The organism is Methylobacillus draconifructus (assembly GCF_045984385.1).
GTDB lineage: Bacteria > Pseudomonadota > Gammaproteobacteria > Burkholderiales > Methylophilaceae > Methylobacillus > Methylobacillus flagellatus_A.
The window spans coordinates 369,005-392,520 of record NZ_JBJQIJ010000002.1; the positions used below are offsets into that span (position 1 = coordinate 369,005).

Annotated in this window: 15 protein-coding genes and 1 tRNA gene; 11 read left to right on the forward strand and 5 right to left on the reverse strand. The window is 58.3% G+C overall.

Translation table 11 applies throughout. The features are described 5' to 3' along the window. Nucleotides 1-23 precede the first annotated feature (23 nt). From ACKF11_RS05590 to ACKF11_RS05615, 6 genes are all read left to right on the forward strand, one after another. The gene (locus ACKF11_RS05590) at nt 24-1,196 is read left to right on the forward strand and encodes an FkbM family methyltransferase (RefSeq protein WP_407993413.1); all 1,173 of its coding nucleotides are present in this window, start codon (nt 24-26) and stop codon (nt 1,194-1,196) included. Between the two features lie 2 nt (nt 1,197-1,198). Continuing rightward, on the forward strand, nt 1,199-1,876 hold the full coding sequence (locus ACKF11_RS05595) for an acylneuraminate cytidylyltransferase family protein (protein WP_407996275.1): 678 nt from the start codon (nt 1,199-1,201) through the stop codon (nt 1,874-1,876). A gap of 2 nt (nt 1,877-1,878) precedes the next feature. Next, nucleotides 1,879-4,170 (forward strand): N-acetylneuraminate synthase family protein, encoded by a 2,292-nt coding sequence (locus ACKF11_RS05600; RefSeq protein WP_407996276.1) that lies wholly within the window; start codon nt 1,879-1,881, stop codon nt 4,168-4,170. Beyond that, nucleotides 4,167-7,700 (forward strand): glycosyltransferase, encoded by a 3,534-nt coding sequence (locus tag ACKF11_RS05605; RefSeq protein ID WP_407996277.1) that lies wholly within the window; start codon nt 4,167-4,169, stop codon nt 7,698-7,700. Before ACKF11_RS05600 ends, ACKF11_RS05605 begins: the two co-directional genes overlap by 4 nt. Nucleotides 7,701-7,845: 145 nt before the next feature. After that, the gene (locus ACKF11_RS05610; protein ID WP_011480867.1) at nt 7,846-8,052 is read left to right on the forward strand and encodes a CsbD family protein; all 207 of its coding nucleotides are present in this window, start codon (nt 7,846-7,848) and stop codon (nt 8,050-8,052) included. 169 nt (nt 8,053-8,221) lie between these two features. Continuing rightward, the gene (locus tag ACKF11_RS05615; protein ID WP_407996278.1) at nt 8,222-9,160 is read left to right on the forward strand and encodes a hypothetical protein; all 939 of its coding nucleotides are present in this window, start codon (nt 8,222-8,224) and stop codon (nt 9,158-9,160) included. Here ACKF11_RS05615 and ACKF11_RS05620 read toward each other — a convergent pair whose 3' ends face one another. Continuing rightward, on the reverse strand, nt 9,161-11,311 hold the full coding sequence (locus ACKF11_RS05620; RefSeq protein WP_407996279.1) for a TonB-dependent receptor: 2,151 nt from the start codon (nt 11,309-11,311) through the stop codon (nt 9,161-9,163). 152 nt (nt 11,312-11,463) lie between these two features. On the opposite strand from ACKF11_RS05620, the gene ACKF11_RS05625 reads away from it, so the two are divergent. The 4 genes from ACKF11_RS05625 to ACKF11_RS05640 all read left to right on the forward strand — a co-directional run bounded on the left by ACKF11_RS05625 (nt 11,464) and on the right by ACKF11_RS05640 (nt 16,703). Continuing rightward, nucleotides 11,464-11,537: transfer RNA gene (locus ACKF11_RS05625), tRNA-Gly, on the forward strand. A 231-nt stretch (nt 11,538-11,768) separates the two neighbouring features. Next, nucleotides 11,769-12,950 carry an MFS transporter gene (locus tag ACKF11_RS05630; protein WP_407996280.1) on the forward strand — a complete coding sequence of 394 codons (1,182 nt, stop codon included), beginning with the start codon at nt 11,769-11,771 and terminating at the stop codon, nt 12,948-12,950. A gap of 408 nt (nt 12,951-13,358) precedes the next feature. Further along, on the forward strand, nt 13,359-14,420 hold the full coding sequence (locus ACKF11_RS05635) for an HD domain-containing phosphohydrolase (RefSeq protein WP_309565910.1): 1,062 nt from the start codon (nt 13,359-13,361) through the stop codon (nt 14,418-14,420). Between the two features lie 150 nt (nt 14,421-14,570). Further along, nucleotides 14,571-16,703 carry an ATP-binding protein gene (locus tag ACKF11_RS05640; RefSeq protein ID WP_407996281.1) on the forward strand — a complete coding sequence of 711 codons (2,133 nt, stop codon included), beginning with the start codon at nt 14,571-14,573 and terminating at the stop codon, nt 16,701-16,703. A 3-nt stretch (nt 16,704-16,706) separates the two neighbouring features. Here ACKF11_RS05640 and ACKF11_RS05645 read toward each other — a convergent pair whose 3' ends face one another. Next, complete coding sequence (locus ACKF11_RS05645; RefSeq protein WP_407996282.1) at nt 16,707-17,597, reverse strand: crotonase/enoyl-CoA hydratase family protein; 891 nt, start codon at nt 17,595-17,597, stop codon at nt 16,707-16,709. A 219-nt stretch (nt 17,598-17,816) separates the two neighbouring features. On the opposite strand from ACKF11_RS05645, the gene ACKF11_RS05650 reads away from it, so the two are divergent. After that, a complete protein-coding gene (locus ACKF11_RS05650) occupies nt 17,817-19,121 on the forward strand; it encodes an OmpP1/FadL family transporter (RefSeq protein WP_407996283.1) in 1,305 nt (434 codons plus the stop codon). 34 nt (nt 19,122-19,155) lie between these two features. Here the strand turns inward: ACKF11_RS05650 and ACKF11_RS05655 are convergent, their stop codons facing one another. The 3 genes from ACKF11_RS05655 to ACKF11_RS05665 all read right to left on the reverse strand — a co-directional run bounded on the left by ACKF11_RS05655 (nt 19,156) and on the right by ACKF11_RS05665 (nt 23,153). After that, the gene (locus ACKF11_RS05655) at nt 19,156-19,404 is read right to left on the reverse strand and encodes a DUF2171 domain-containing protein (RefSeq protein WP_407996284.1); all 249 of its coding nucleotides are present in this window, start codon (nt 19,402-19,404) and stop codon (nt 19,156-19,158) included. A 177-nt stretch (nt 19,405-19,581) separates the two neighbouring features. Continuing rightward, on the reverse strand, nt 19,582-20,448 hold the full coding sequence (locus tag ACKF11_RS05660) for a universal stress protein (protein ID WP_407996285.1): 867 nt from the start codon (nt 20,446-20,448) through the stop codon (nt 19,582-19,584). Nucleotides 20,449-20,462: 14 nt separating this feature from the next. Continuing rightward, nucleotides 20,463-23,153 (reverse strand): cation-translocating P-type ATPase, encoded by a 2,691-nt coding sequence (locus ACKF11_RS05665; RefSeq protein WP_407996286.1) that lies wholly within the window; start codon nt 23,151-23,153, stop codon nt 20,463-20,465. Nucleotides 23,154-23,516: the final 363 nt, after the last annotated feature.

A 23,516-nucleotide genomic window follows, 5' to 3' on the forward strand; every position in this document is an offset into this window, starting at 1 on the left:
CAATCACGTCAATAGAGATGCCCATGCACAAGCTGAAGGAAACACTAAAGGAAAAGTTGCTGGCCATTGCCAACGAGACGACGGCACCTCATATCGAGCAATTGGACTCCCGTCCCGTTTTTTTGCTGGCGACTTCCTCCAGTTACGGCACCCTTTATACAAGCAGGATCGCCCCGCACTTAAAGAATCTCATTGCGGTCATTGACGATTTTTCTTCCGAGGCCACGCTTCATGGCGCACCTCGCTGGGATAGTGCGCAATTTCTGTCGCACGCACGAAAATATCCTCATGCCATCGCGCTCGATTTTTCCTGCGGTCCGAACGCACGCGGATGGGTAAAGAAGCTGTGCGCCGAAGCGAATATCGAAAGACGGGATTACATGCAGGCGCGTGCGCAACTCGGCCTGAATGCGGTTTATGAAACGGTAACGGAACATCGTCAAAAAACAGTGGCGCATCTGGATGCATTCATCCGCCTCGCAGATCGGATGGACGATGACTTCAGCAAAGCGACGCTCTATGCGAATCTGCTGTTCCGACTCACCTATGATCGCGAATATCTGATGCAAGTCTGGTCCAACCCTTCCGATGAATATTTCTCGGCACTTCCGGACACGACCACCTTCAGCCTGGGGAAAAACGAGCATTACTGCGATTGCGGCGCCTATCAGGGGCCGATCATCAAGAAGTTTCTCGGGGCCGCAGGCTATCAATATAAAAGCATCGCCGCATTCGAACCGGACCTGGACAATTACAAGTCTCTTTGTGCCATCAGTCACCCGTTGCTGCCCAATATGCGGTTCATCAACAAAGCGACATCAAACAAACAAGAAACCTTGCGCTTCAACTCATTTGGCACCATGTCGAGTCATGTCGAAACGAACGGCAATGTGGCAATTGAAAGCACACGGCTGGATGATGAACTGGCAGACCTGACATTTCTGAAAATGGACGTGGAAGGCTTCGAAGGTAAAACGCTGGAGGGAGGCGCAAACCTGATCCGTGCCACGCGGCCGCGGGCTGCCGTGGCGGCGTATCACTATGCGACCGACCTGCTGGAAATCGTGGCTCGCTTCGACGAAATCGTCCCCGATTATCACTTCCGACTGCGTCAGCACAATCCCAACAACTTCACCGACCTGATCCTGTACGCTTCCCCCGTACACGGCATTCATCCTCCCGAATGGGCAAGATAGTCATGCACCACCGGAGAACCATCGCCCTGGTCCCGCTGCGCGGCGGCTCCAAGAGCATTCCGCTGAAGAATATCAAGCCGATTGGTGGCAAGCCGTTGTGCGGCTGGGTGCTGGAGGCGGCGGCTGCCTGCCCGGACATCGATGCCGTTTACGTCTCGACCGATTCCGCAATCATCCGGCAGGCCGTCATGGAAATGGGGCTTGACGTACACGTCATCCAGCGGCCGGAAGAACTGGCGACAGACGAAGCATCCACCGAATCCGTCATGCTGCATTTTGCCGAGCAATTCCCCTGCGAGCGGCTGGTCACGATACAGGCCACCTCCCCATTGTTGACGGCGCGACACCTGAGCGAAGCCTTGAAGCAGTTCGACATGGAAGGCCTGGACTCCATGCTCAGCGCAGTACGCGTCAGACGTTTCTTCTGGAGCGACGATGCACAGCCGATGAACTATGATCCATTGCACCGTCCACGCAGGCAGGACTTCAACGGGACCTTGATGGAGAACGGCGCGTTCTACATCACGCGTCACACACTGCTGCTGCAAACCCGCTGCCGTCTGGGCGGCAGGATCGGTGTGCATGAAATGCCCGAACACACGGCCCTCGAGATCGACGAGCCGGCAGACTGGGAAGCCGTCTCCCGTCTGCTTGCCGCAAAACGCGGAGACGACATCTGACCATGCGTATCGTAAAGAACCTCGCCAAACTGGTTGTTTTTGCGGAGGACAGCCTGATTGCCGCCATGAACAAGATGAGCAGCAATCGCGCCCGACTGATCTTCGCCGTTTCCGAAAGCGGCATCCTGGAAGGCGTGCTGACCGATGGCGATCTCAGGCGCTGGCTGCTGCAGGCCACAGAGATCGACCTCAACGTTCCCGTTTCCGCCGTCATCAACCGCGACTGCATTCGTGCCGCCGAAGGAGACGCGCCCGAGCGGATTCGCAGCCTGCTGAGCAGCAAGGTGCTGGCCGTTCCCCTGCTGGACGACAACCTGCGGCTCAAGGCAGTGGCTCTCAGCGACAAGCCGCATATCGACATCGAGGGACATGTCATCGATGAACAATCGTCGAGCTTCATCATTGCCGAGATCGGCAACAACCATCAGGGTGACCTTGCCTTGGCGAAAAGGCTGATCGACGCGGCAGCCGCCAGCGGCGCCGATTGTGCCAAGTTCCAGATGCGCGACATGCAGTCACTCTATCGACCTGCAAGCGTCCAGCAAGACGCCAGCATGGATCTGGGTACGCAATACACGCTGGATATCCTGTCACGCTTCCAGTTGAGCGATAGCGACCTGTTCGAAGCGTTCGACCATTGCCGCAGCAAGGGGCTGGTTCCGTTATGCACACCCTGGGATCAAGCCAGCCTGCAGAAACTCGAACGCTACGGCATGTCTGCCTATAAGGTCGCTTCTGCGGATTTCACGCATCACGACCTGCTGGATGCCATTGCCGCCACAGGCAAACCCATGATCTGCTCGACCGGCATGTCCACCGAAGCGGAAATCCGCGATGGCATACGCCATCTGCAGCAGATTGGTGCCGACTTCATCCTGCTTCATTGCAATTCCACCTACCCCGCCCCTTTCCGCGATGTCAACCTGCATTACATCCGGCATCTGCAGGACATCAGCGGGGGACTGGTCGGCTACTCGGGGCATGAACGCGACATCCACATTTCCATCGCAGCCGTCGCGCTGGGTGCGAAACTTATCGAGAAGCACTTCACGCTGGACAAGACACTCGAAGGCAATGACCACAAGGTCAGTCTGCTGCCCGATGAATTCACCAGCATGGTGAAAGGCATTCGCCAGGTCGAGGAGGCACTTGGCACCGATGAAGAGCGATCCATCTCGCAAGGCGAGATGATGAATCGGGAGAATCTTGCCAAGAGCCTGGTGGCATTGCGGGAGATTCCCGCCGGCATCGCCATCACGATGGACATGATCGGCGTTTGCAGTCCGGGACAGGGATTGCAGCCCAACCGCAAGCACGAATTGATAGGCAAGGTCCTCACTGTCGCCAAAAGAAGCGGCGAATTCTTCTTCCCTGCAGATCTCGACCAGGGCAGGACGGAAGCACGCGATTACCATTTTCCGCTTGCATGGGGAGTGCCGGTGCGCTATCACGACCTGCAGGAAATGCGCGTGCAATCCAACATGGACCTGCTGGAGATCCATCTCAGCTACAAGGACATGGAACTGGACTTCCGCCCGTTTCTTCCCGAACCGCTGGATCTCGGCCTGGTCGTTCATGCGCCCGAATTGTTCGCAGGCGATCATACGCTGGATCTGTGCTCGGACGATGACACCTATCGCCAGCGCTCCATCGCCGAACTGCAACGGGTGATCGACCTGACACGTTCGTTGACGCCGCTCTTTCGCCGCACTGCCCGCCCATGCATCGTCGTCAATATCGGCGGCTTTTCCCGCACCACGCATCTGCCGGCCGAGGTATTGCCAGCCCTTTATGCGCGGCTGGAACAAAGCCTGGCGCAGCTTGACATGGACGGCGTGGAAATCATCCCGCAAACGATGCCACCCTTTCCCTGGCACTTCGGCGGACAGCAATTCCACAATCTGTTCGTGGATGCCGATAGCATCGCCGACTTCTGCCGCCGCAACGCCATGCGTATCTGCCTCGACGTTTCCCACTCCAAACTCGCCTGCAACCACTACAGGCAATCGTTCGAGGAGTTCGTACGAAAGGTCGCCCCTCATACCGCACACCTGCATCTTGCCGACGCGCGTGGCGTGGATGGAGAGGGTCTGCAGATTGGTGATGGCGATATCGACTGGCCGTCATTACTCGCCCAGTTAGCACACCTGGAGAGTCGCCCGAGTTTCATCCCCGAAATCTGGCAGGGACACAAAAACGGCGGCGAAGGCGCGTGGAAGGCACTGGACCGGCTGGAGCCGCTGATGCCTGCCGCCATTTACCCGTTATCACGCAACAAAGGTCGTCAGAGATGACAAATGAATTTCCCCTGGTCAGCATCGTCATGCCCGCATACAAGTTCCAGTATCTGGAACTTGCACTGGACAGCGCGCTGTCCCAGAGTTACCCCGCGCTGGAACTGGTCATTTGCGACGACAGCAAGGACGACCGCGTCACCGAACTGATCGAACGGAAGAAGGCCGCCGCAGGTTCCCCCATCCGGTATTTCCGCAACGACACGCGCCTTGGCGAGCTCAGCAACACAGCCCGAGGCATCCGGCTCGCCGAAGGAAAATACGTCAAGCTCCTGCACGACGACGATGAACTAGCGCCCGACTGCGTCGCCTCCCTGGTAGCCGCACTGGAAAACGAAGCCGACATCGCGCTGGCCTCTTCGCGTCGCCAGCGTATCGGCGATGATGGCGAGCCATTGCCGGATATCCTGCACACCTGCTTCCCGTTTTCCGGTGATGTGATCATCAACGGCAAGGAGCTAGTTTCCTTTCTCGGCGATCACACCATCAATTTCATCGGCGAGCCCAGTTGTATATTGGCGCGGCGTGCAGACTTGCTGGAAATCGCTGATGACCTGATGTCGCTCAATGGGCAGGTCATCCATTGGGTTGGCGATCTGGCGCTATATGCCAAGCTGTTGCAGCGGGGCAACCTGGCGTTTCTTGCCAAGCCTTTGACCAAGTTCCGGGTCTCCAGCGCGCAGTTCAGCCAGATAGGCCGCGACCAGGTCGGCATTGGCGACAAGGGCCATGCGGACTTCCGCAAGGCGATCCGCGAGCTGGGCTGGTATCGCACGTCAGGCGACAACAAGCTGGTCGGCGTCGCGCCCATTACGCAATTGAAGGCGCGGGTGTTCAAGCCGGTCAACCTGCTGGCCGCACTGCACCGCGCAGCAGGGCTAGGCAGTGTGTCGTTGGCAAACTGGATGGGCATACGCCGCCCGACGGCGGTACAGCAGGCGCTCATCGACCAGCACCTGGCGGCGCAACAGGGCGGCCCGCGCATTGCCGTCATGCTGCTCGATCACTCCGGCTCGGCCGAGGCTATTGAGAATACGCTGTCCAGCCTGCAAGAAGGCAATCTCTACCGCAACCTGGAAATATGGGTACTCTCTCCCCTGACTCTGCCCGATCTTGCGGACAAGGCCAAGGTCGTGGCGCTCGATCCAGGCGGGAACAGCGCCATCGCCATCAACGGCGCCATTGCCGAAACGCAGGCGGAGTGGGTCCTGCTGGCCGAGGCCGGGTCCGACTTCATGCCCAGCGGACTGTTGATCGCCGCGCTGGACTTGCCGACGCTGCCGGCATCCTGCCATGCCGCCTATGCCGACGACATCATCCGCCTGGAAGACAACGAGCTGGGCCTCAACCTGCGCCCGGACCTCAACCTGGACTTGCTGCTCAGCTTCCCCGCCAGCATGTCGCCGCATTGGCTGTTCCGCAGGACGACCCTGATTGAGCAAGGCGGCTTCTCCGCCACATCGGGCCGTGCCTTTGAGCTGGAATATCAATTGCGCCTGATCGAGCAATTGGGCTTGGGCAGCATCGCCCACGTCAGCGAGCCGCTGCTGATCGGCAAGCAGCTGGACCTGCAGGCATATCCGGAAGAGCAGGCCGTCATCGCGCAGCACCTGGCCGCACGCGGCTATAAGCAGCCTGTCGTCCACAGCCACTTGCCGAGGTGCTATGCGATCGATTACGGCCATGCGCAGCAGCCCTCAGTCAGCATCCTGGTCCTCGTCAAGGACCGGCTGCCGCAAGTGCAGCGCTGCCTGGAAACCTTGCTCGAGCACACCAGCTACTCCAATTACGAGGTGCTGTTGCTGGACCACGGCAACCAGGCTGCGGACATTCGCAATTGGCTGGCGGGCATTGAATCCATGGCCTTGCCGCAATTGCGCGTCCTGCGCTTCGATGCTGGGATCGCGCGCGAGGCCCTGTGCAACCAGGCAGCCCAGCATGCCCATGGCGACTTCCTGCTCTGGCTGGGAGACGGCGCCGGCATCCTCAACCAGGACTGGCTGCAGCAGCTCCTCAACCACGGCTTGCGCCCCGAGGTAGGGGCTGTCGGCGGCAAGCTGCTTTCCGCCGACGGCAAGATACGCCATGCCGGCTTGTTGCTCGGCCTCAACGGCCCGGCAGGACGTGCGTTTGAAGGCCTGTCCCACGACGAGGGCGGCTATATGCAACGCTTGCAGGTCGACCAGCAGTACTCTGCATTGAGCAGGGAATGCCTATTGCTGCGCCGCGAATTATTCCTGCAGGCAGGAGGTTTCGATGAGGACCCCTTGCTCTCGCGCTGGTGCGATGCCGACTTGTGCCTGAAACTGCAGCAGGCGGGCTTCCTCAATGTTTGGACGCCGCGGGTGACGCTATTGATGGACATGCCGGCCGCCGCTACCGCCAGCGCACGGGAAGAGGATGCCATGTACGCCCGCTGGCTGCCCGTGCTTGCGCGCGACCCTGCCTACAATCCCGGCTTCTCGGTCAAAGCCGAGCCAGGCTTCAAGCTTGCCGAGCCGTCATTGTCGTGGCGACCGTTGCAAGCCTGGAAACCGCTCCCGGCCATCCTCGCCCATCATGCCGATCCCTACGGGTGCGGCCATTACCGCGTCATCCAGCCCCTCATCGCCATGCGCGCAGCGGCGCTCATCGATGGCACGATATCCGGAGACCTGCTGTCGCCGGTCGAGCTTGAGCGCTACCAGCCTGATGCCGTCGTACTGCAGCGCCAGACCACGGAAGACCGGGTCGAGGCGATACGCAGGATCAAGGTGTTTTCCCAGGCGTTCAAGGTCTACGAGCTGGACGACTACCTGCCCAACCTGCCGATGAAAAGCATCCACCGCAAGCACATCACCAAGGATGCCGTCAAAGCCCTGCGGCAGGGGCTGGGCTTCGTCGACCGCTTTGTCGTCTCCACCCCGGCGCTGGCCGAGGCATTCTCCAATCTGCACGCCGATATCCGCGTCGTCAAGAACCGCTTGCCGGTCGGTTGGTGGCAGGGTCTGCAAAGCCAACGCCGCATTGCAGCGAAGCCTCGCGTGGGCTGGGCCGGGGGCAACAGCCATACCGGGGATCTGGAATTGATCGCCGATGTGGTCAAGGAACTGGCGGACGAGGTGGAGTGGGTGTTCTTCGGCATGTGTCCCGAAGCGTTGCGCCCCTACGTGCACGAATTCCATGGCGGAGTGGCCATCGACAAATACCCCTCAGCCCTGGCCGGCCTGAACCTCGACCTTGCCCTGGCACCGGTGGAGCAGAACCTGTTCAATGAATGCAAAAGCAACCTGCGCCTGCTGGAATATGGCGCATGCGGCTTTCCTGTCATTTGCAGCGACATCCGCTGCTACCAGGAGGACAACCTGCCCGTCACCCGGGTGAAGAACCGCTTCCGCGACTGGGTGGATGCCATCCGCACGCATATTGCAGACCTGGATGCGGCAGCCGAGGCGGGGGATGCGTTGCGCCAGGAAGTGCTCAGCAACTGGATGCTGGAAGGAGAGCACCTATACCACTGGCGCCGCGCCTGGTTGCCGGACGGCGATTAACGTCGGCGCATCGTTGCATGTCAGTGCATGCTGACATGCAATTCATCCTCATCCCGACTCTCTCCGAGCCGCACGTGCTCTACCATGGTTACCAGATGAATCGCCATGCGATTTTCTACCTGAACAACTCAACAAGGAGTAGATCATGAACTGGGATCAAGTAGAAGGTAACTGGAAGCAACTTAAGGGCAAGGTGCGCCAGCAATGGGGCAAGCTTACCGACGACCAATTCGAGCAAATCAAGGGCAACCGCGAAATGTTATCCGGCAAGTTGCAGGAGCTTTATGGCATCTCCAAGGAAGAGGCCGAGAAGCAGATCGACTCCTTCAACAAGAGCTGTACCAAACACTAGTCAAATAGTGTGATTTGATTCTCCTCTAGTAATACTCCCTCCACCGGCCTGTTGGCCGGTTTTTTCTTGTTGGTGGTCTGGGTTTTGCTTAAGTATCATCATAAGAATTTACCGAGTCTTGCCCATGGCCTTGCCCAGCTTCAGCTATCTACAATGCAGTTTTGCCGGAATGGATTTCATCCTGCGTATCGAGTCCAGATTGTTGTCGCCCGCGATCCTTTCCGGCAACCGCATTCTCAAGACCATGCCAGCTCCCGCATTCTGCCAGGCCGTTCCGGCAGAATATTTCGAAGCGATCGAAGGTAATAAACTCTACAAACTGGCTTATTGCCTGGAAAACCTTGCGTCGCTGCCGCCTGCCAAACGCATCTGGAGTTATGGCTCAGCCCAGTCCAATGCCATGCTGGCCTTGAGTGCACTCGCACAACTCATGGGCACGGAATTTCATTACGTGTTGCCATATATCGCCGACGAGCTGAAAATACATCCCAAGGGCAACCTGGCCTTGGCATTGGATCGCGGCATGCAGTTGCATATCGACAGCAAGCTGTACCGCCGCATGACGCAGCAGGCGTTCGTGCCCAGCGAGAATGAATGGATATTCGCCGAGGGAGCCAACCATGCGCATGTGGCGCACGGTTTCGGATATCTGGGCGCTGAAATCAGCGAGGTAGCCGGCACGTTGGGATTCCAGCAGGTATTCCTGCCATCAGGCACCGGGAGCAGCGCCTGCCACCTGGCCGCCTCGATGCCAGGCATGGAGGTCGTGACGACGCCGGCATATGGCGATACGCCTTATCTGCAGCAGGTGTTCTCAACCGTGCAACAGCAATGCCATCCCGTCATCCTGGCGCAGGAGCCGCATTACCGCTTTGGCTCTCTATACCGCGAGCTGTGGGAATTGCAGGCCGAACTGGCGGCAGAAACCGGCATCAGTTTCGACCTGCTGTACGACCTGCCTGCCTGGGCCTGCATCCTGCAACACCGCGAGCATTTCAAGCAGCCCTGGCTGTACCTGCACCAGGGCGGCATGAAAGGCAGCGTCACCATGCGTGAACGCTATATCAGGATGTTCGGGGCGGAACGGCCCGTCAAGGTAGGCGCCTGATCAGAAATCCAGCGTCAAACCGACATTGACTGAACGGCCCATGCCAGCCAGCGCGCTCATCGGGCCTGCCGCATTCTCCGCTTTCCAATTTGCATAGTTCACGCCACCAGTGGGCAACAGATAGTAGCGGTCAAACAGGTTGGTCACGCTGAAATCGAGACGGGCCTTCTGCCATTGGTAGCTGCTGCGCAGGTCCACCAGGGTATAGCCGCCTGTTTCAGGCTCGAAACGCGCATCGTCGACGCGTGTCTTGCTGTCGATGAACTGCACATCGATGCTATTCGACCAGGGCCCTTTCTTCTGCTCCAGGCCGATGCGCGCGTTGAGCGGCATGATCTGGTAGAGCGAATCCCGGTTGGTGCGCTCCCCGCGCGTCCAGGCCAAGCTGCCGCGCAGCCGGCCCTCGCCCCAGGCACTGTCCTGCCAGAGTTGCTTGGCGGCATCGGCATTGATGCCATAGAAGCGTGTATCCTGATTGTCAAAACGCAGCAAAGCATTGGTGGTGCCGACGCGACTCAGAGGATTGAACGTCCCGATACGCTCGACACCGATGTAATCCTGCACGTAGGTGAAATAAGGCGTCACCCGCACCTGCCAGGACTTCTCCCCGGCATCATGCCAATCCAAGGTGGCGCTTACCGTGTTCGCTTTCTCCGGGCGCAAATCAGGGTTGCCAACATAGCCATTGGCATCGCCAAACCAACCAATCATGGTGCGCGCCATGATGCCAGCTCCCCAGGAGTAGCGCTCATATAGATTTGGCGAACGTGTCTTGCGTGCATATCCAAACTCCACGCTGGAACTCTCGGAAATCTCGTATTTCCCTGTCGCAGTCAGGTCGAAGTGATTGTCGCTGGCAGAACGGCTGCCCGCGTTGAACGCGCTCGCAGCGGCAATATCCGCCATACCCATCATGCCGCCATAGGCCTGTACCTCGCCGGTGCTGGTGCGCACATGGTCAATACGGGCACCCAGCAGGGAACTCCAACGGCTGTCCCATTGGGATTCCACCTCCGCAAATATGCCGACGCGGGTACGCCGGCCGTCATTGATATTCACATAAGTGTTAGGCCCCATCATCATGGTATCGCCGGGTATCGCAGGCCAGAAATCATCCAGCGTATTGCGATGCAGTTCATTCCCAAGTCGCAGGATATGGACATCGTCGAGCGGAATTGTCGCCTTCAGGCTATAGCCCATATCCTTGCCATGCGTCTTCATCGGCATGGCGCCGGTCTTCTCGGATGTGAAGAAACCCATTTCATGGCGCACCTCCTGCCAATAGACGCGGGTATCCAGATCGCCCCAGGCAAAACGGCGGCTGTAGCTCGCATTGATGGAGTCCGCCTTGTTGTCGACCAGGTCCATGTATTGATTGGGGAAGCCTTGGTGGGGCACTTCCTGGTGGCTGAGGCGCAGCACGAAATCCTCATTCTCGCCTTTGGCGCCGATCGTCAAGGTCTGAATATGGCGCTCGAACTGGGTCGCGCGCACCTTGTCGCCGTTACCGTCACGGTAGCTCTGCCCATGGTCCATGGTGCTGGTGAAGTTCAGGCTGAGGTTGTCGCTGGCTGCAGTCGCATTGAGCGCAGTGCTCAAGCCGTTGTTGTTGCTGCGGTAGACCGTGGAGAAGCTGCCCTTGTATAGCCATGCATCAGCATTGGCGGCATAGATGGGCTTGGCGGAATCCACGGCGATCGTGCCGGCAATGCTGTCGCCTCCCATGCTCACGGGCGTAATGCCGGTCAGCACGCTGACATTGGCCACCGCGGCTGGCGAAATATAGGTCAGCGGCGCATTCATGTTGTTGGCGCAGGCGGCCGTCAATTCCGCACCGTCGACCAGGATACGGATGCGGTTGTCGTTCATCCCGCGAATATTGGGCAGGGCGGAGATTCCCCCTGCCTGGTAGGAGTACACGCCCGTGTAATCCTGCAGCAGGCTGGCTGTGTCCGCGCTGTTAACCATGCGTTTGTGCAGGTCGCTATTGCCCTCGTGCGCATGCGCCGTCACCTCGATTTCCGGCAAATGCTCCAGATGCTCATGCTCCGCATGCGCAACACTGCTGAATACGGATGCCAGCACCAGCGCCGTCCATTTCAGCGGCATTGCCTGATGCGCTCCCGCGCGTGCTCTTACCTTGACCTTCATTTCCACTCCCGAATCCAAAACTAAACAACCATATATCGATGCAACGGCGAAACGGTGGATTGTAGTTGGAATGGTGTCTCTCAACGATGCGGCATAATGTCGCACCTCGAGTATGCTCCGGATGGGATAAACAGGTATAATCGCTCGCCTGTGCGGGCGTAGTTCAATGGTAGAACGCCAGCTTCCCAAGCTTGATACGCGGGTTCGATTCCCGTCGCCCGCTCCAATACCTCGCAATTTCCCGGTAGACCGGAGTCTTTCGGCAAGAGGTGAAGTATGAATCCCTTGGTCGTCATTCACTTAGCCAGGCCATTGCAGCATCGAGAAATTTCACGGCAATAACATTTTCTGTGGCAAAGGCAATGTTACGATGCCCAACTGATTTCAAGGCCCTGGTTTTTTTAACCTTGGTCGCTGTCAACCGAGCGGGTATTGTCCTGTACGCCTATATTTATCCATGAAAACCGCAATACACCGCCGCCAGGCATTATTCGCATTTTTCCTGCTGACCGGGCTGGCCGTTGCTTCCTGGGTCACACGAACCCCGGCGATTCGAGATCAGCTTCAAGTATCAATCGCAGAAATGGGCTTGATCCTATTCAGCATATCCGTAGGTGCCATGACTGGTATCCTAAGCTCGGGCAAACTGGTACGACACTGGGGCACAAAGCCCGTGATCCACGTGGGCATGCTGACCCTGCTGGTCGGCCTGGGCGTCATGGCGGCGGGGTTGGCATTGACGCTGGCGCTATTGGTCGCACTGGGCCTCATGGTGTTCGGGTTGGGCATCGGGCTAGGCGAGATCGCCCTCAATGTCGAAGGCGCCGAAGTCGAGCGCATCACCCATAAGCCTGCGCTTGCCATGCTGCATGCCGGTTTCAGCCTGGGCACCTTCCTGGGAGGCATCGTGGGTATTGGCCTGGCCAGCATTGCGTTCCCGGTGACATGGCATGTTGCCCTCACTGCGCTGGCGGGAGTCCCGGTTGTCTTGTGGGGATTGCGGGCTATTCCAGCCGGGGTAGGAATCGAGTCGCCTAAATCCGGCCAATCCATACTGAGGCAAGAGACGGCCCAGCCGTTCAAACCATGGCGCGACCTACAACTGATGTGCATCAGCCTGATCGTGCTGGGCATGGCGCTGGCAGAAGGCTCGGCGACGGATTGGATTCCCATCCTCATGGTGGATGAGCATCATTTCAGCGCCGCCATCGGTTCCATGATCTATACCGGCTTTGCCGGCATGATGGCGCTGGGCCGCTTCAGCGGCCACTACTTCCTCGAACGCTACAGCAGGGTGTCGGTGGTCCGCGCAAGCGCGCTGCTGGGAGTCATTGGGATCGGCATGGTCATTTTTGCCAATCATCCTTATGTCGCCGCGGCGGCAGTCCTGTTCTGGGGCTTGGGTACTTCGCTTGGCTTTCCGCTGACCATTTCCGCGGCCGGCGACACCGGGGACGGCGGCCATTCCACCGCGCGCGTCAGCATCGTCGCGACGGCTGGTTATGTCGCTTTCCTGGCAGGCCCGCCGTTGCTGGGATTTATTGGGGAACATTATTCCTTGCGCCATGCCTTATTGGTGGTACTGTTCTTCGTAGGGCTGGCGTTCTTCCTCGCGCGTGCAGTATCCCCGCGCAGTTGAGGACTTCATATTGATAGGACCGTTAATTGAGCGGAGGTTTTACCAAGTTTTACAGAAATGGAGGTAATTGCCGATATTCTGCTATTTACAGCCTAACAAAATTCAGTGAGGCGCTTCTGGCTAGGCGCCATACCGCAGGCGTTACAAGGGCCAGGACAAGCAGAGCAACCACGTCATGGGAGTTTTGCTGGACGCTTTTTAGTACGGCATTAAGCCTAATTTCCTGCAATAGCTTGCTGGGATTTGATCTTGGTGAATATGAATCAATGTCATCAATGCTTCAATCTTTTGCATCTGGCTGTATGATAATAATGCAACTGATCCTCTGCATTAACGATTGTCCGTCATTCGAAGCGATTGTGGAGGCTGTGCCTAGTACCCCCCCCTGGACTAAGAACATAGGTAATTATGAAGACCCTCAACCTCGTTGATACCGCCAAGGTGCTGATACTCGATGACCAGGCCGTCAGCCGCTCTATCCTGTCCAAAATTGTCAGGAACCTCGGGCGCGGTATCAAAACATTCGAGTTTTCCTCGCCTACCGAGGCATTGCTCTGGGCGCAAGACAACACCGCAGACCTGCTGCTGGTCGATTATGAAATGCCGGGCATGAACGGCCTGTGCTTCATCAATGAAATCACGCGCCTGCCCCAGTACCAAACCGTGCCCACCATCATGATCACGATCAAGCAGGACGTGGAGATCCGTTATGCCGCGCTGGATGCGGGCGTCACCGATTTCCTCACCAAGCCGGTCGACATGCACGAGTGCATGGCGCGCTGCAAGAACCTGATCACCTTGCGCCAGCAGCGGCTGACCCTGGAAGACAAAAGCCGGCTGCTGGAGAGCATGGTGCGCGAGGCCACCGAGAACATCCTCATGCGGGAAAAGGAAACCCTGATGCACCTTGCCCGCGCCGGGGAATACCGCGATTACGACACCGCACAGCACCTACTGCGCATGTCGCTTTACAGCCGCGTGCTGGCAGAGGCATTGGGCTTCCCTGAAGACGAGGCAGAGCTGATCGAGCTGGCCGCCCCGCTGCATGACATCGGCAAGATCGGCATCCCCGATAGCGTGCTGCTCAAGCAAGGCCCCTTCACGCCGGAAGAGAAAAAGGTCATGCAGCGGCACCCGCTGATCGGCTATGAAATCCTGCAGGGCAGCCCGTCCAAGTACCTGCAGAAAGGCAGCGAGATCGCGCTCGCGCACCACGAGAAGTTTGACGGCTCGGGCTACCCCTATGGCATGTCCGGCCAGGAAATCCCGCTATCGGCCCGTATTGTGGCGGTAGCGGACGTATTCGACGCCCTCACCAGCCGCCGCCCCTACAAGGAGGCCTGGAGTGTGGATAAGGCGATCGAATACCTGATTGCAGAAAACGGCAAGCATTTCGACCCGGAATTGATCAAGCTCATACCCGATGTGCATATGCTGTTCGAGGAAATTCACAAGCGTCATGCTTCCTAAGAGCCTGTTTAAAAGTTGCAAATTCCCCTTCAGGGGACTTGAATATAACTTTATCTAAGCGCAACCTAATACACGCACCGGAATAATAGAAGCTGCAATCTCGATTGCAGCGCTTTCCAACTTTTAATACTCGACCAGCCTATGTCATTGATGCAACCCTTCAAGCGGGCCAGGCAGTACTGGCTGACTCTGAGCAGGCATTGCGACCCGCTGGAGCTTGAGCAGGCCATCATCCGCATCTGGCTGTGCATGGCGTTCCTGTCCTTCCTGATCTACCGCGAAGTCACCGGCCTCAACACCATCAGCCATGCCTTCCCGCTCGCCATCCCGATGACGGTGGTGTTCCAGGTGCTGTCCTTCGTATTGATCGGGCTAATCCTGTTCACGACAAGCCATGCCGCCTTGCGCAGGCTGTCCGGCGCATGGCTGGATATCGGCCTGCCCACCATGTTCATGGCGATGACCGGCGAACTAGGGGTCATCCTGGTCGGGGTATACCTTTGGGTGACCTTCGGCAACGGCTTCCGCTTCGGCAAGAAATACCTGCTGCACTCCCAGGCGCTGAGCGTGATCGGCTTTCTCTATACCATCAACGTCAACCCGTTCTGGCTGGAACACAGGGCCATCAGCTACAGCCTGTTGCTCATGTTGGTAGCGTTGCCGCTCTACGTCGCCACCCTGATCACGCGCATCGAGGAGGCCAGGCAGAAAGCCGAGGTCGCAAACCATGCAAAAACCCGCTTCGTCGCCAACATGAGCCACGAAATCCGCACTCCGCTCAACGGCATCATCGGTATCAGCACCCTGTTGCGCAACACGCAGCTCAACCATGAGCAAGACGAACTGCTGCGCACGCTCGAGAGCTCGTCCAAGCTGTTGCTCTCCCAGCTCAACAACGTGCTGGACTTTTCCAAGATCGAGCAAGAAAAGCTGCAAGTGGAAAAAACCGAGCTTTCCCTGCGCGAGCTGGCCGAGCAAACCATCGAGGTGTTCAAGGGCCAGGCGCTCAACAAGCGCATCACCCTGGAAAAAAGCATCGACCTCGAGGAGGTACGCGTCAAAAGCGATCCCTACATCCTGCAGCAGATCCTGGCCAACCTGGTCGGCAACGCCGTCAAGTTCACCGAGCGCGGCTCGGTCACGCTTGCCGTGCACACACTGGAGTCGACCGCCGACCAAGGCATATACCGCATCGAGGTTATCGATACCGGCATCGGCATTTCCGACGAGCAGCGCGAACGCATTTTTGAAAGCTTCACCCAGGCAGACATCTCCACCACGCGCAAGTTTGGCGGCAGCGGCCTAGGCCTCACCATCGCCAAGCGCCTGGTCGAAGCATTGGGCAGCGAGCTGCACCTGAACAGCGGCCTCAATGTCGGCAGCCGGTTCTGGTTCGACCTCACGCTGGAAATCGTCGCACCTGCGCCTGTCGTTTCGCTTGCCGCGGTCGACAATAATCCCCAGCCCTCCACCAAGCCGCTCAAGATCCTGGTTTGCGAGGACAATGTCACCAACCAGACCATCATCGTCAAGCTGCTGCAATTGCCCGGCCACAATGTCGCCGTGGTCGACAATGCCGATGAGCTGCTGGACAGGCTGGAAATCGAGCAATTCGACCTTGTGGTATCCGACCTCAATATGGCCGGAATGAATGGGATAGACGCGCTGAAGCTGTATCGCTTCCTGCGGCCGGACGACAGGGAAACCAAGTTTATCCTGTTCACTGCCGACGCAACGGTGGAAACCAAGTCTGCAGCCGAAGTGGCGGGCTTCGACGCCTACCTGACCAAGCCGATCGAAACCAAGCTGTTGTTCGACACGATAGCCAGCCTCAAGGGCGGCCTGCCGGTTTCGGGCCAGGTGGCCCAGTTTTATGCGAAAAAGAATGCGGCTCCGCCGCAGGAAGCGGCAAAGGCAAACGACGTATTGTCGCCTGCGACGCTGTCGGAACTGGAACTGCTGGGCGGGCAGGACAGCATGTTCGTACCCCGCCTCCTAAGCAAGTATGTCACCGACTGTGGAGCGTTGGTCAAAGTCATCAAGCAGAATCTCGGCGCCAAGCGCTATGGCGAACTGCACGAGTTTTGCCATGCGCTCAAGGGGAATAGCCTGAGCGTCGGTGCGGTCACCGTGAGCAAACAAGCGGATATGATGGACAAAGCCAGTCCTGAGGAGCTGCGTTTCCGCGGCACCATCATGCTGGATCAACTCGAGAAAGAGTTCGAGGCAGCCACGCAAGCCATTAACGACTACTTGAGTAGTCGGCAGGCTGCCTCGAGCTAGCTGTCATCCTGCTGCCCTGACGGCTTCTTCCTGATCTCCCACCTTGGTGTTCTGGGCGCGCACCAGGCGCTCCATCACCTTGAGGTTGCGCTCGGTCAGCCGCAATGCCGCATCCACCCAGATTTCCGTGATGTCGAGCAGCTCCTGCTTGGTAAGCGGGTTGACGCGCTGCTTGGCCTTCTGGATCGCCTGGAACGAGTTCAGCGACTTATGCGTCTTGCGCACCCAGTCATGCAACGCTTTCTCGCCCTGGCCGGTTTCTGCCAGCACGTCCACCACCCCCATGTCGTAAAGCTCTTCGGCGGTGTAGACCTTGCCCGAGCGGATCATCTTATCGGCGGCGCTCAATCCGATCCGGCGCGACAGGAAGCTCATCGCCCCCATGCCGGGGAACAGGTTGAACAACACCTCGGGCAAGCCCATGAGCGCGCCTTTCTCGGCGATCAGCACATGCGCGGACAAGGCAGCCTCGAATCCGCCTCCCATGGCCTGGCCCTTGACCAGGGAAATCGTGGTGATCGGAGCCTGCATATTGTAGAAGGTCCAGAGGTTGTCTATGCACAAATGGGCATATTCCAGCAGCTTGCTCCTTTCCTTCTTCTCGATGGCTTCCTTGAATGTTGCTAGGTCGCCGCCCAGGTTGAACACGCCTTCCACATCGGACGCCAGCACCAGGTAGTTTGTAGCCTGCTGCGGACGGTGAAGCGGATTGGCATGCGATGCCTCGATCTGCGTCTGGTTCATCAGCAGTTCGCTCATGCAAATCCGGTTGAAGCACGGCCGCGGGTTGGGCTGCATAAACAGCCATGTAATACCGAACTCGGGCTCATAGTGGGCACGTACTTGCTCAAATTGAACAGTGTTTAAAGGATTGAAATCAACAACGGCATTCATAAAGAACTCCCCATAAAGGTTAAAAAAATCACACTACACGCGCAGACGTAGCACAATTGTATTGCAAGGTAAATGCCTGATTGATTATTAGAAATTCAACATTCTTTAAACTTTGCCGTTAATATCCACTCTTGACGCCAAATACCACCGATGGAAATAAAAAAAATGATCAAGCGCTTATGCTTTTTGTCGATTTTGGGAATCAGCAGTGGAGTGAACATGACGGCGCATGCGGCGGGGTTTGCCCTGATTGAGCAAAGCGCTTCCGGGTTCGGCAATGCCTATGCGGGCATGGCTGCCCGCGCCGATGACGCCAGCATCCAGTTTTTCAACCCGGCCAGCCTTTCATGGCTGCCTGCAGGCAGGCAGATCGTGTTGGGCGGCAGCGCCATTCTCCCCAGCGCCAAGCTGAGTAATGCAAATGCCAGCAATCTAAACACTGGCACGGCGATTTCCGGCAACAATGGCGGTGATGCCGCATCCTTGGAACTGGTACCTAATTTCTATTTCGCCAGCGACCTGAGCACTGACCTGAAGTTTGGTTTGGGGATTACGGTGCCTTATGGGCTGACCTCGGAATACGATAACGGCTGGAAAGGCCGCTACCAAGCCTTGAAATCCGAATTGATAACCGTCAATGTTAACCCGGCGCTTTCATTCAAGCCGTCAGAGAAATGGTCGATTGGCGGCGGCATCAGCCTGCAATACATTAAGGCTGAACTCACGAATGCAATAGATTCAAGCTCACTTTGCTTAGGTAGTCCGTTAAATGGGTTGGGGGTATGTTCGGCTAGTGGCTTGGGCCAAGCCGGTAATGCAGCCGTCGACAGTTATAGCAAAATGAAGGGCGATGACATCAGCTGGGGTTTTAACTTGGGCGTTATTTACAAACCATGGGAAAACACCACCTTGGGAGCCAGTTACCGTTCCCATATCAAACACAGGTTGGAGGGCGAGGCGAGCTTCCGACGGTCCGCTGCGATCAACCAAGTCGCACCACTTGCCTCGCGCTTGAGTAACTCCGACATTACTGCCAAGCTCTCCATGCCAGAAACCGTCTCGTTCAGCCTGGCACAACAATTGAACGACAAAGTGGAATTGCTGGCGGATGTTACCTGGACCAACTGGAGCCGCTTTAAAGAATTGCGCATCCAATTTGACAGCGGTCTGGATGACAATGTCACAACCACCAAGTGGAACGACAGCTACAGGATTTCGCTAGGCGGTAACTACCGCTACAACGACCAGCTCACCCTGCGTGCAGGCGTCGCCTATGATCAGACGCCTGTGCCCGATTCCAGCCACCGCACCCCCCGCATCCCGGATGCCGACCGCACCTGGTTCGCGGTTGGCGCAAGCTGGAAGCTGGACTCCTTCAATACCATCGATGTCGGTTACGCCTATCTGCGCATGAAGGACTCCAGCATGGATAACAGCAGCGAAGGGGCTGTGCGCCACAACATCCAAGGAGAATTCTCCTCCAAAGTCAACATCCTGAGCGCACAGTGGAGCCACTCATTCTGATCACAGGCCGTGAGCTAATCGCTAAAAATTATCGCTAGCTAAACTTCTCCGGCAATGGGGTAGTGGACCAATCCTGCATCGCCTGCTTGCCGGGGCGGTCGACCGTGACTTCCGCATTGTCGGTAGCAGTCACCCAGCTAACGGGAATGTAGTGGTGCTGGCCGTTTTCATCCTTCTGCAGCTTGATCTGGTTGCTGCCTTCCATATGGTCCACCGTGGCGAACTTGCCGCCCTGGGAACAGATGACCGGCATACCGGGCAAGATTCCATGGGAAAGACTCATGATATTGCTCCTTGCAAAATGAGCTTACAGCTTACGGGTGCGCCACGTCTGGCTGGATAGGCAATGCTCTGAAAACCCTGTCAGAATTACCTAAACAGCGGCTAATAAAACCTAACAATACATTGGGTAAAGCAAGCAACCCCAATCCGTCTGGTCAAGCCCCCGATCATGACCGGCTCAGCTCCGCACAATCAGCACATCGCAAGCGACGCTATCCAGTATGCGTATGGCGACGCTGCCCAACAATACGCCTAGCAGCCCGCTGCGGCCGCGGGTTGCAGCGACGACCAGGTCCACCTTTTTGTCCTGCACATATTTCTCCAGCAGCAGGTCTGGTTCGCCATATTCCACCACCACTTCGATGCTGACGGCAGCCGCGCCGCCCGCCACGTCGCGGATAAAGTCACGGCAGTTCTGGATGGCGTCGCTGCGTAGCTCGCTCTCATACGCCACCCGGTCATCCATGCGGCTGGCGAAATGGGCGAAGGAGGCATGGAACACCACCAGGTTTTCCGGCCCGAACAAGTCCACTGCACGAGCCAGCGCCGCACGCGACAATTCGGAAAGGTCGGTTGCCACGACGATCTTGCCGTAAGGCTTGCGCAAGCGCTTCTTCACCACCAGCACCGGCACCTTGGACTGTCGCGCCAGCTCCGTCACGGTATCGCCAAGCAGGGCCTTCTCGAAGGCTCCGTCGCGCTTGACCCCGGTGAGGATCAGCTCGGCCTGCACTTCCTCGGCCACATTCAATACCACCTCACTCGGTTTGCCTTTGAGCACGCGGACGGTGATGCCGGGCAAGCCGGTCGCATCCAGCTCATCCTCCAGTTCGGCCTGGATCGCCAGGGCGGCATCTTGCGGCTGGCGCCAGCCGGGCTCGTCTGCGATCGGTTCTATCTGCTCGAAGGCGTGCACCACCGTCAGCGGGGCATGCCATTCCCGCGAAAGCTGGACCGCGCGGTCCAGCGCACGGTCGCAACGCGCGCCGAGATCGGTAGCCAATAACAACTGGCGTGGCCGTTTGGTCTTGAATTCTGTCGTCACCAGGGTTTCCTTCCTTAAGATTCTGCCAGCACGTTGGTTTTGCCGCGTTTTCGCATCAACATTTTCTCGAATTCCAGCACCAGCATGAAGGCAATACCGATCAATATGATCACGAGACCATCTTTCCAGTCAATCGGCGCGCTAGCGAACAAGGCGTGCAAGGGGGCGGCATAGGTGAAGGCCAACTGCGCCACGATCACCACGGCAAGCGCGATCAGCAGTATCGGCGTGCCGACCAGCCCGCGCCAGCTGAACGACCGGGCATTGAGATAGCGCACATTAAACAAGTAGAAGATTTCCAGCACCACCAGGGTATTCACCACCATGGTGCGTGCCACTTCCTCGCCAAGTTCGCGCCGCATGGCATATTCGAAAATAATGAAAACGCCCATGGTGAACAAGACCGAGACAAAACCCACGCGCCAGAGCAGGAAAGGGGAAAGCAGGGCGGCATTGCGCGGGCGCGGCGGACGCTCCATGACGTCGGGCTCGGAAGGCTCGAACGCCAGCACCAGCCCCAGCGTCACCGTCAGCACCATGTTGATCCAGAGAATCTGTGCCGGCGTCATGGGCAAGGACATGCCCAGCAGCAGGGCCACCACCACCGCCAGCGCCTCGCCGCCGTTGGTCGGCAGTGTCCAGGCGATCACCTTGCGCACGTTGTCGTAGACCGTGCGTCCGGCATGCACCGCAGAGACGATGGTGGCGAAGTTGTCGTCCGCCAGCACCATTTCCGAGGCCTGCTTGGCCGCTTCCGTGCCTTTCTTGCCCATGGCAATGCCCACGTCGGCCTGCTTGAGGGAGGGCGCATCGTTGACGCCGTCTCCTGTCATGGCGACCACCTCGCCCTGTTGCTGCAAGGCCTTGACGATGCGCAGCTTGTGCTCGGGCGTGGTGCGCGCAAACACGCTGGTTTTCGCCAGCACGGCGCTCAATTCCTCATCCGGCACCTTGTCGAGGTCGGCCCCGGTCATGACGCCCGGCTCGTCCGCCAGATGCAGCTGCTTGGCGATCGCTTGCGCCGTGGCGGCATGGTCGCCGGTGATCATCTTGACCTTGACCCCGGCGGAACGGCAGCTGGCTATCGCATCGAGCACTTCTTCTCGCGGCGGATCGATGAAGCCCATGACGCCCAGCAGTTCAAGATCGCCCTCCACGTCCTTGAATTCAAGGTGCTGCTTACCGTCCTCGCAGCGCTTGGCGGCAAAACCCAGTACGCGCTCGCCATGCTGTGCCGCCTCGCTGATGCGCTCTGCCCAGTACTCGTGGTCAGGCTGCCCGCACCTTTCCAGCACGCTTTCCGGCGCGCCCTTGATGAACATCCAGGTGCCGTGTTCCTCGTGATGGTGCAGCGTCGCCATGAACTTGTGCTTGCTGTCGAAAGGCACCTCGTCCAGCCGTTTCCAGGCGTTGCGCTCCTGCTGGACATCCTTGCTGGCCTTCATCGCCAGCGCCACCAGCGCGCCTTCCATCGGGTCGCCCAGGACATGCCATTGCCCGGACTCTTCCTCCAGCTTGGCATCGTTGCAAAGCAGGCCTGCCCGCACCAGGCCCTCCCACGCGTGGTCCGGCGCACCGTCCTGCGGCTTGATCTCGCCCTCGGGCACGTACCCCGTGCCTTCGACCAGATAATGCGCCTTGCCTGCCACCAGGCGCCTGACCGTCATTTCGTTGCGCGTGAGGGTGCCCGTCTTGTCGGAGCAGATCACCGAGGTGGCGCCCAGCGTCTCCACCGCGGGCAGGCGGCGGATAATGGCGTTGTGCCTCGCCATGCGCTGCACGCCGATCGCCAGCGTGATGGTAATTACGGCAGGCAGGCCTTCGGGCACCAGCCCGACCGAGATCGCCACCACCACCATGAATCCGTCGATCCAGCTGTAGTTTTGCACCAGCTTGGCAAACGCGAGCAACGCCACGGCCAGGCTGAGGGCGAACCATGTGAACAGGCGCCCGAAATGGTTGATTTGCTGCAAGAGGGGCGTTTCCAGGGTTTCCACCTTGGAAATCATGCTGCTGATGCGCCCGATTTCCGTCGCGCTGCCCGTTTCCACGATCACGGCACGACCCTGGCCCGCCGCCACGATGGTGCCGGAATACAACATGCAATGGCGGTCCCCCAGGTCGGCGTCCTCTGCCACGGCTTGCTCCTGCTTCTGGCTAGGGACCGATTCGCCGGTCAGGATGGCCTCCTCGCTGGAAAGCTGCCGCGCCTTGAGCAAGCGCGCGTCCGCAGGCACGCTGTCTCCCGCCTCGAGCACGATCACGTCCCCGGGGACCAGGTCGGCCACGTCCAGTTTCTGACGGTGTCCGTCCCGCAATGCGGTGACATGCGGTACCATCATGTTGCGTATGGCATCCAGCGCCTGTTCGGCCTTGCCCTCCTGGATATACCCGACAATCGCGTTGATCAGCACCACGGCGAGTATCACTGCCGAATCGACGGCGTGCTCAAGGAAGAATGCAATCACCGCCGCGGACAGCATGAAATAGATCAAGGCATTGTTGAACTGCGACAGGAAGCGCATGACGGGATGCTGTCGGCGCGGGGTGGGCAGTTCGTTGCGTCCGTGTTCCCGCAACCGCTTCTCGGCCTCGCTGCTGCTCAGGCCCTCTGGGCTGGACTGCACGCGCTCAAGCACCTCGCTCGACTTGAGCGCATGCCATGGCGGTGCGGCAACTGCATCATTCTGGCTGGATTGCGGCATGGGCAATGGCCTTTCAATGGTCGATGTCTTTTTATTCTAAAAGGCTTTGCCGCGATCAGGCAAAACCATTTTTCTAATATGGCTTAATCAAGTGCGTCTATTGCTTTCCATATATTTCCTCCGGAATCCACAATGATGCGCGTCACCCGGCATCCCGATCTGCCCGTTGCAACCCAATCCTCTCCTTTCAGGAGTGATTAGGCTAAAATAGGCCTCTTGAATTAAGAGCTTCTAACAAAACCCGGCGCAGTGATTCTGGCTAGGCGCTCTGCCGCTGACAGTACAATTAGTACGGCAAGGCAGAGCAACGACGACAGAAGGGTTTTGTCAGCGGCTCTAACATCGGCCCGGCCAGTCATTTGC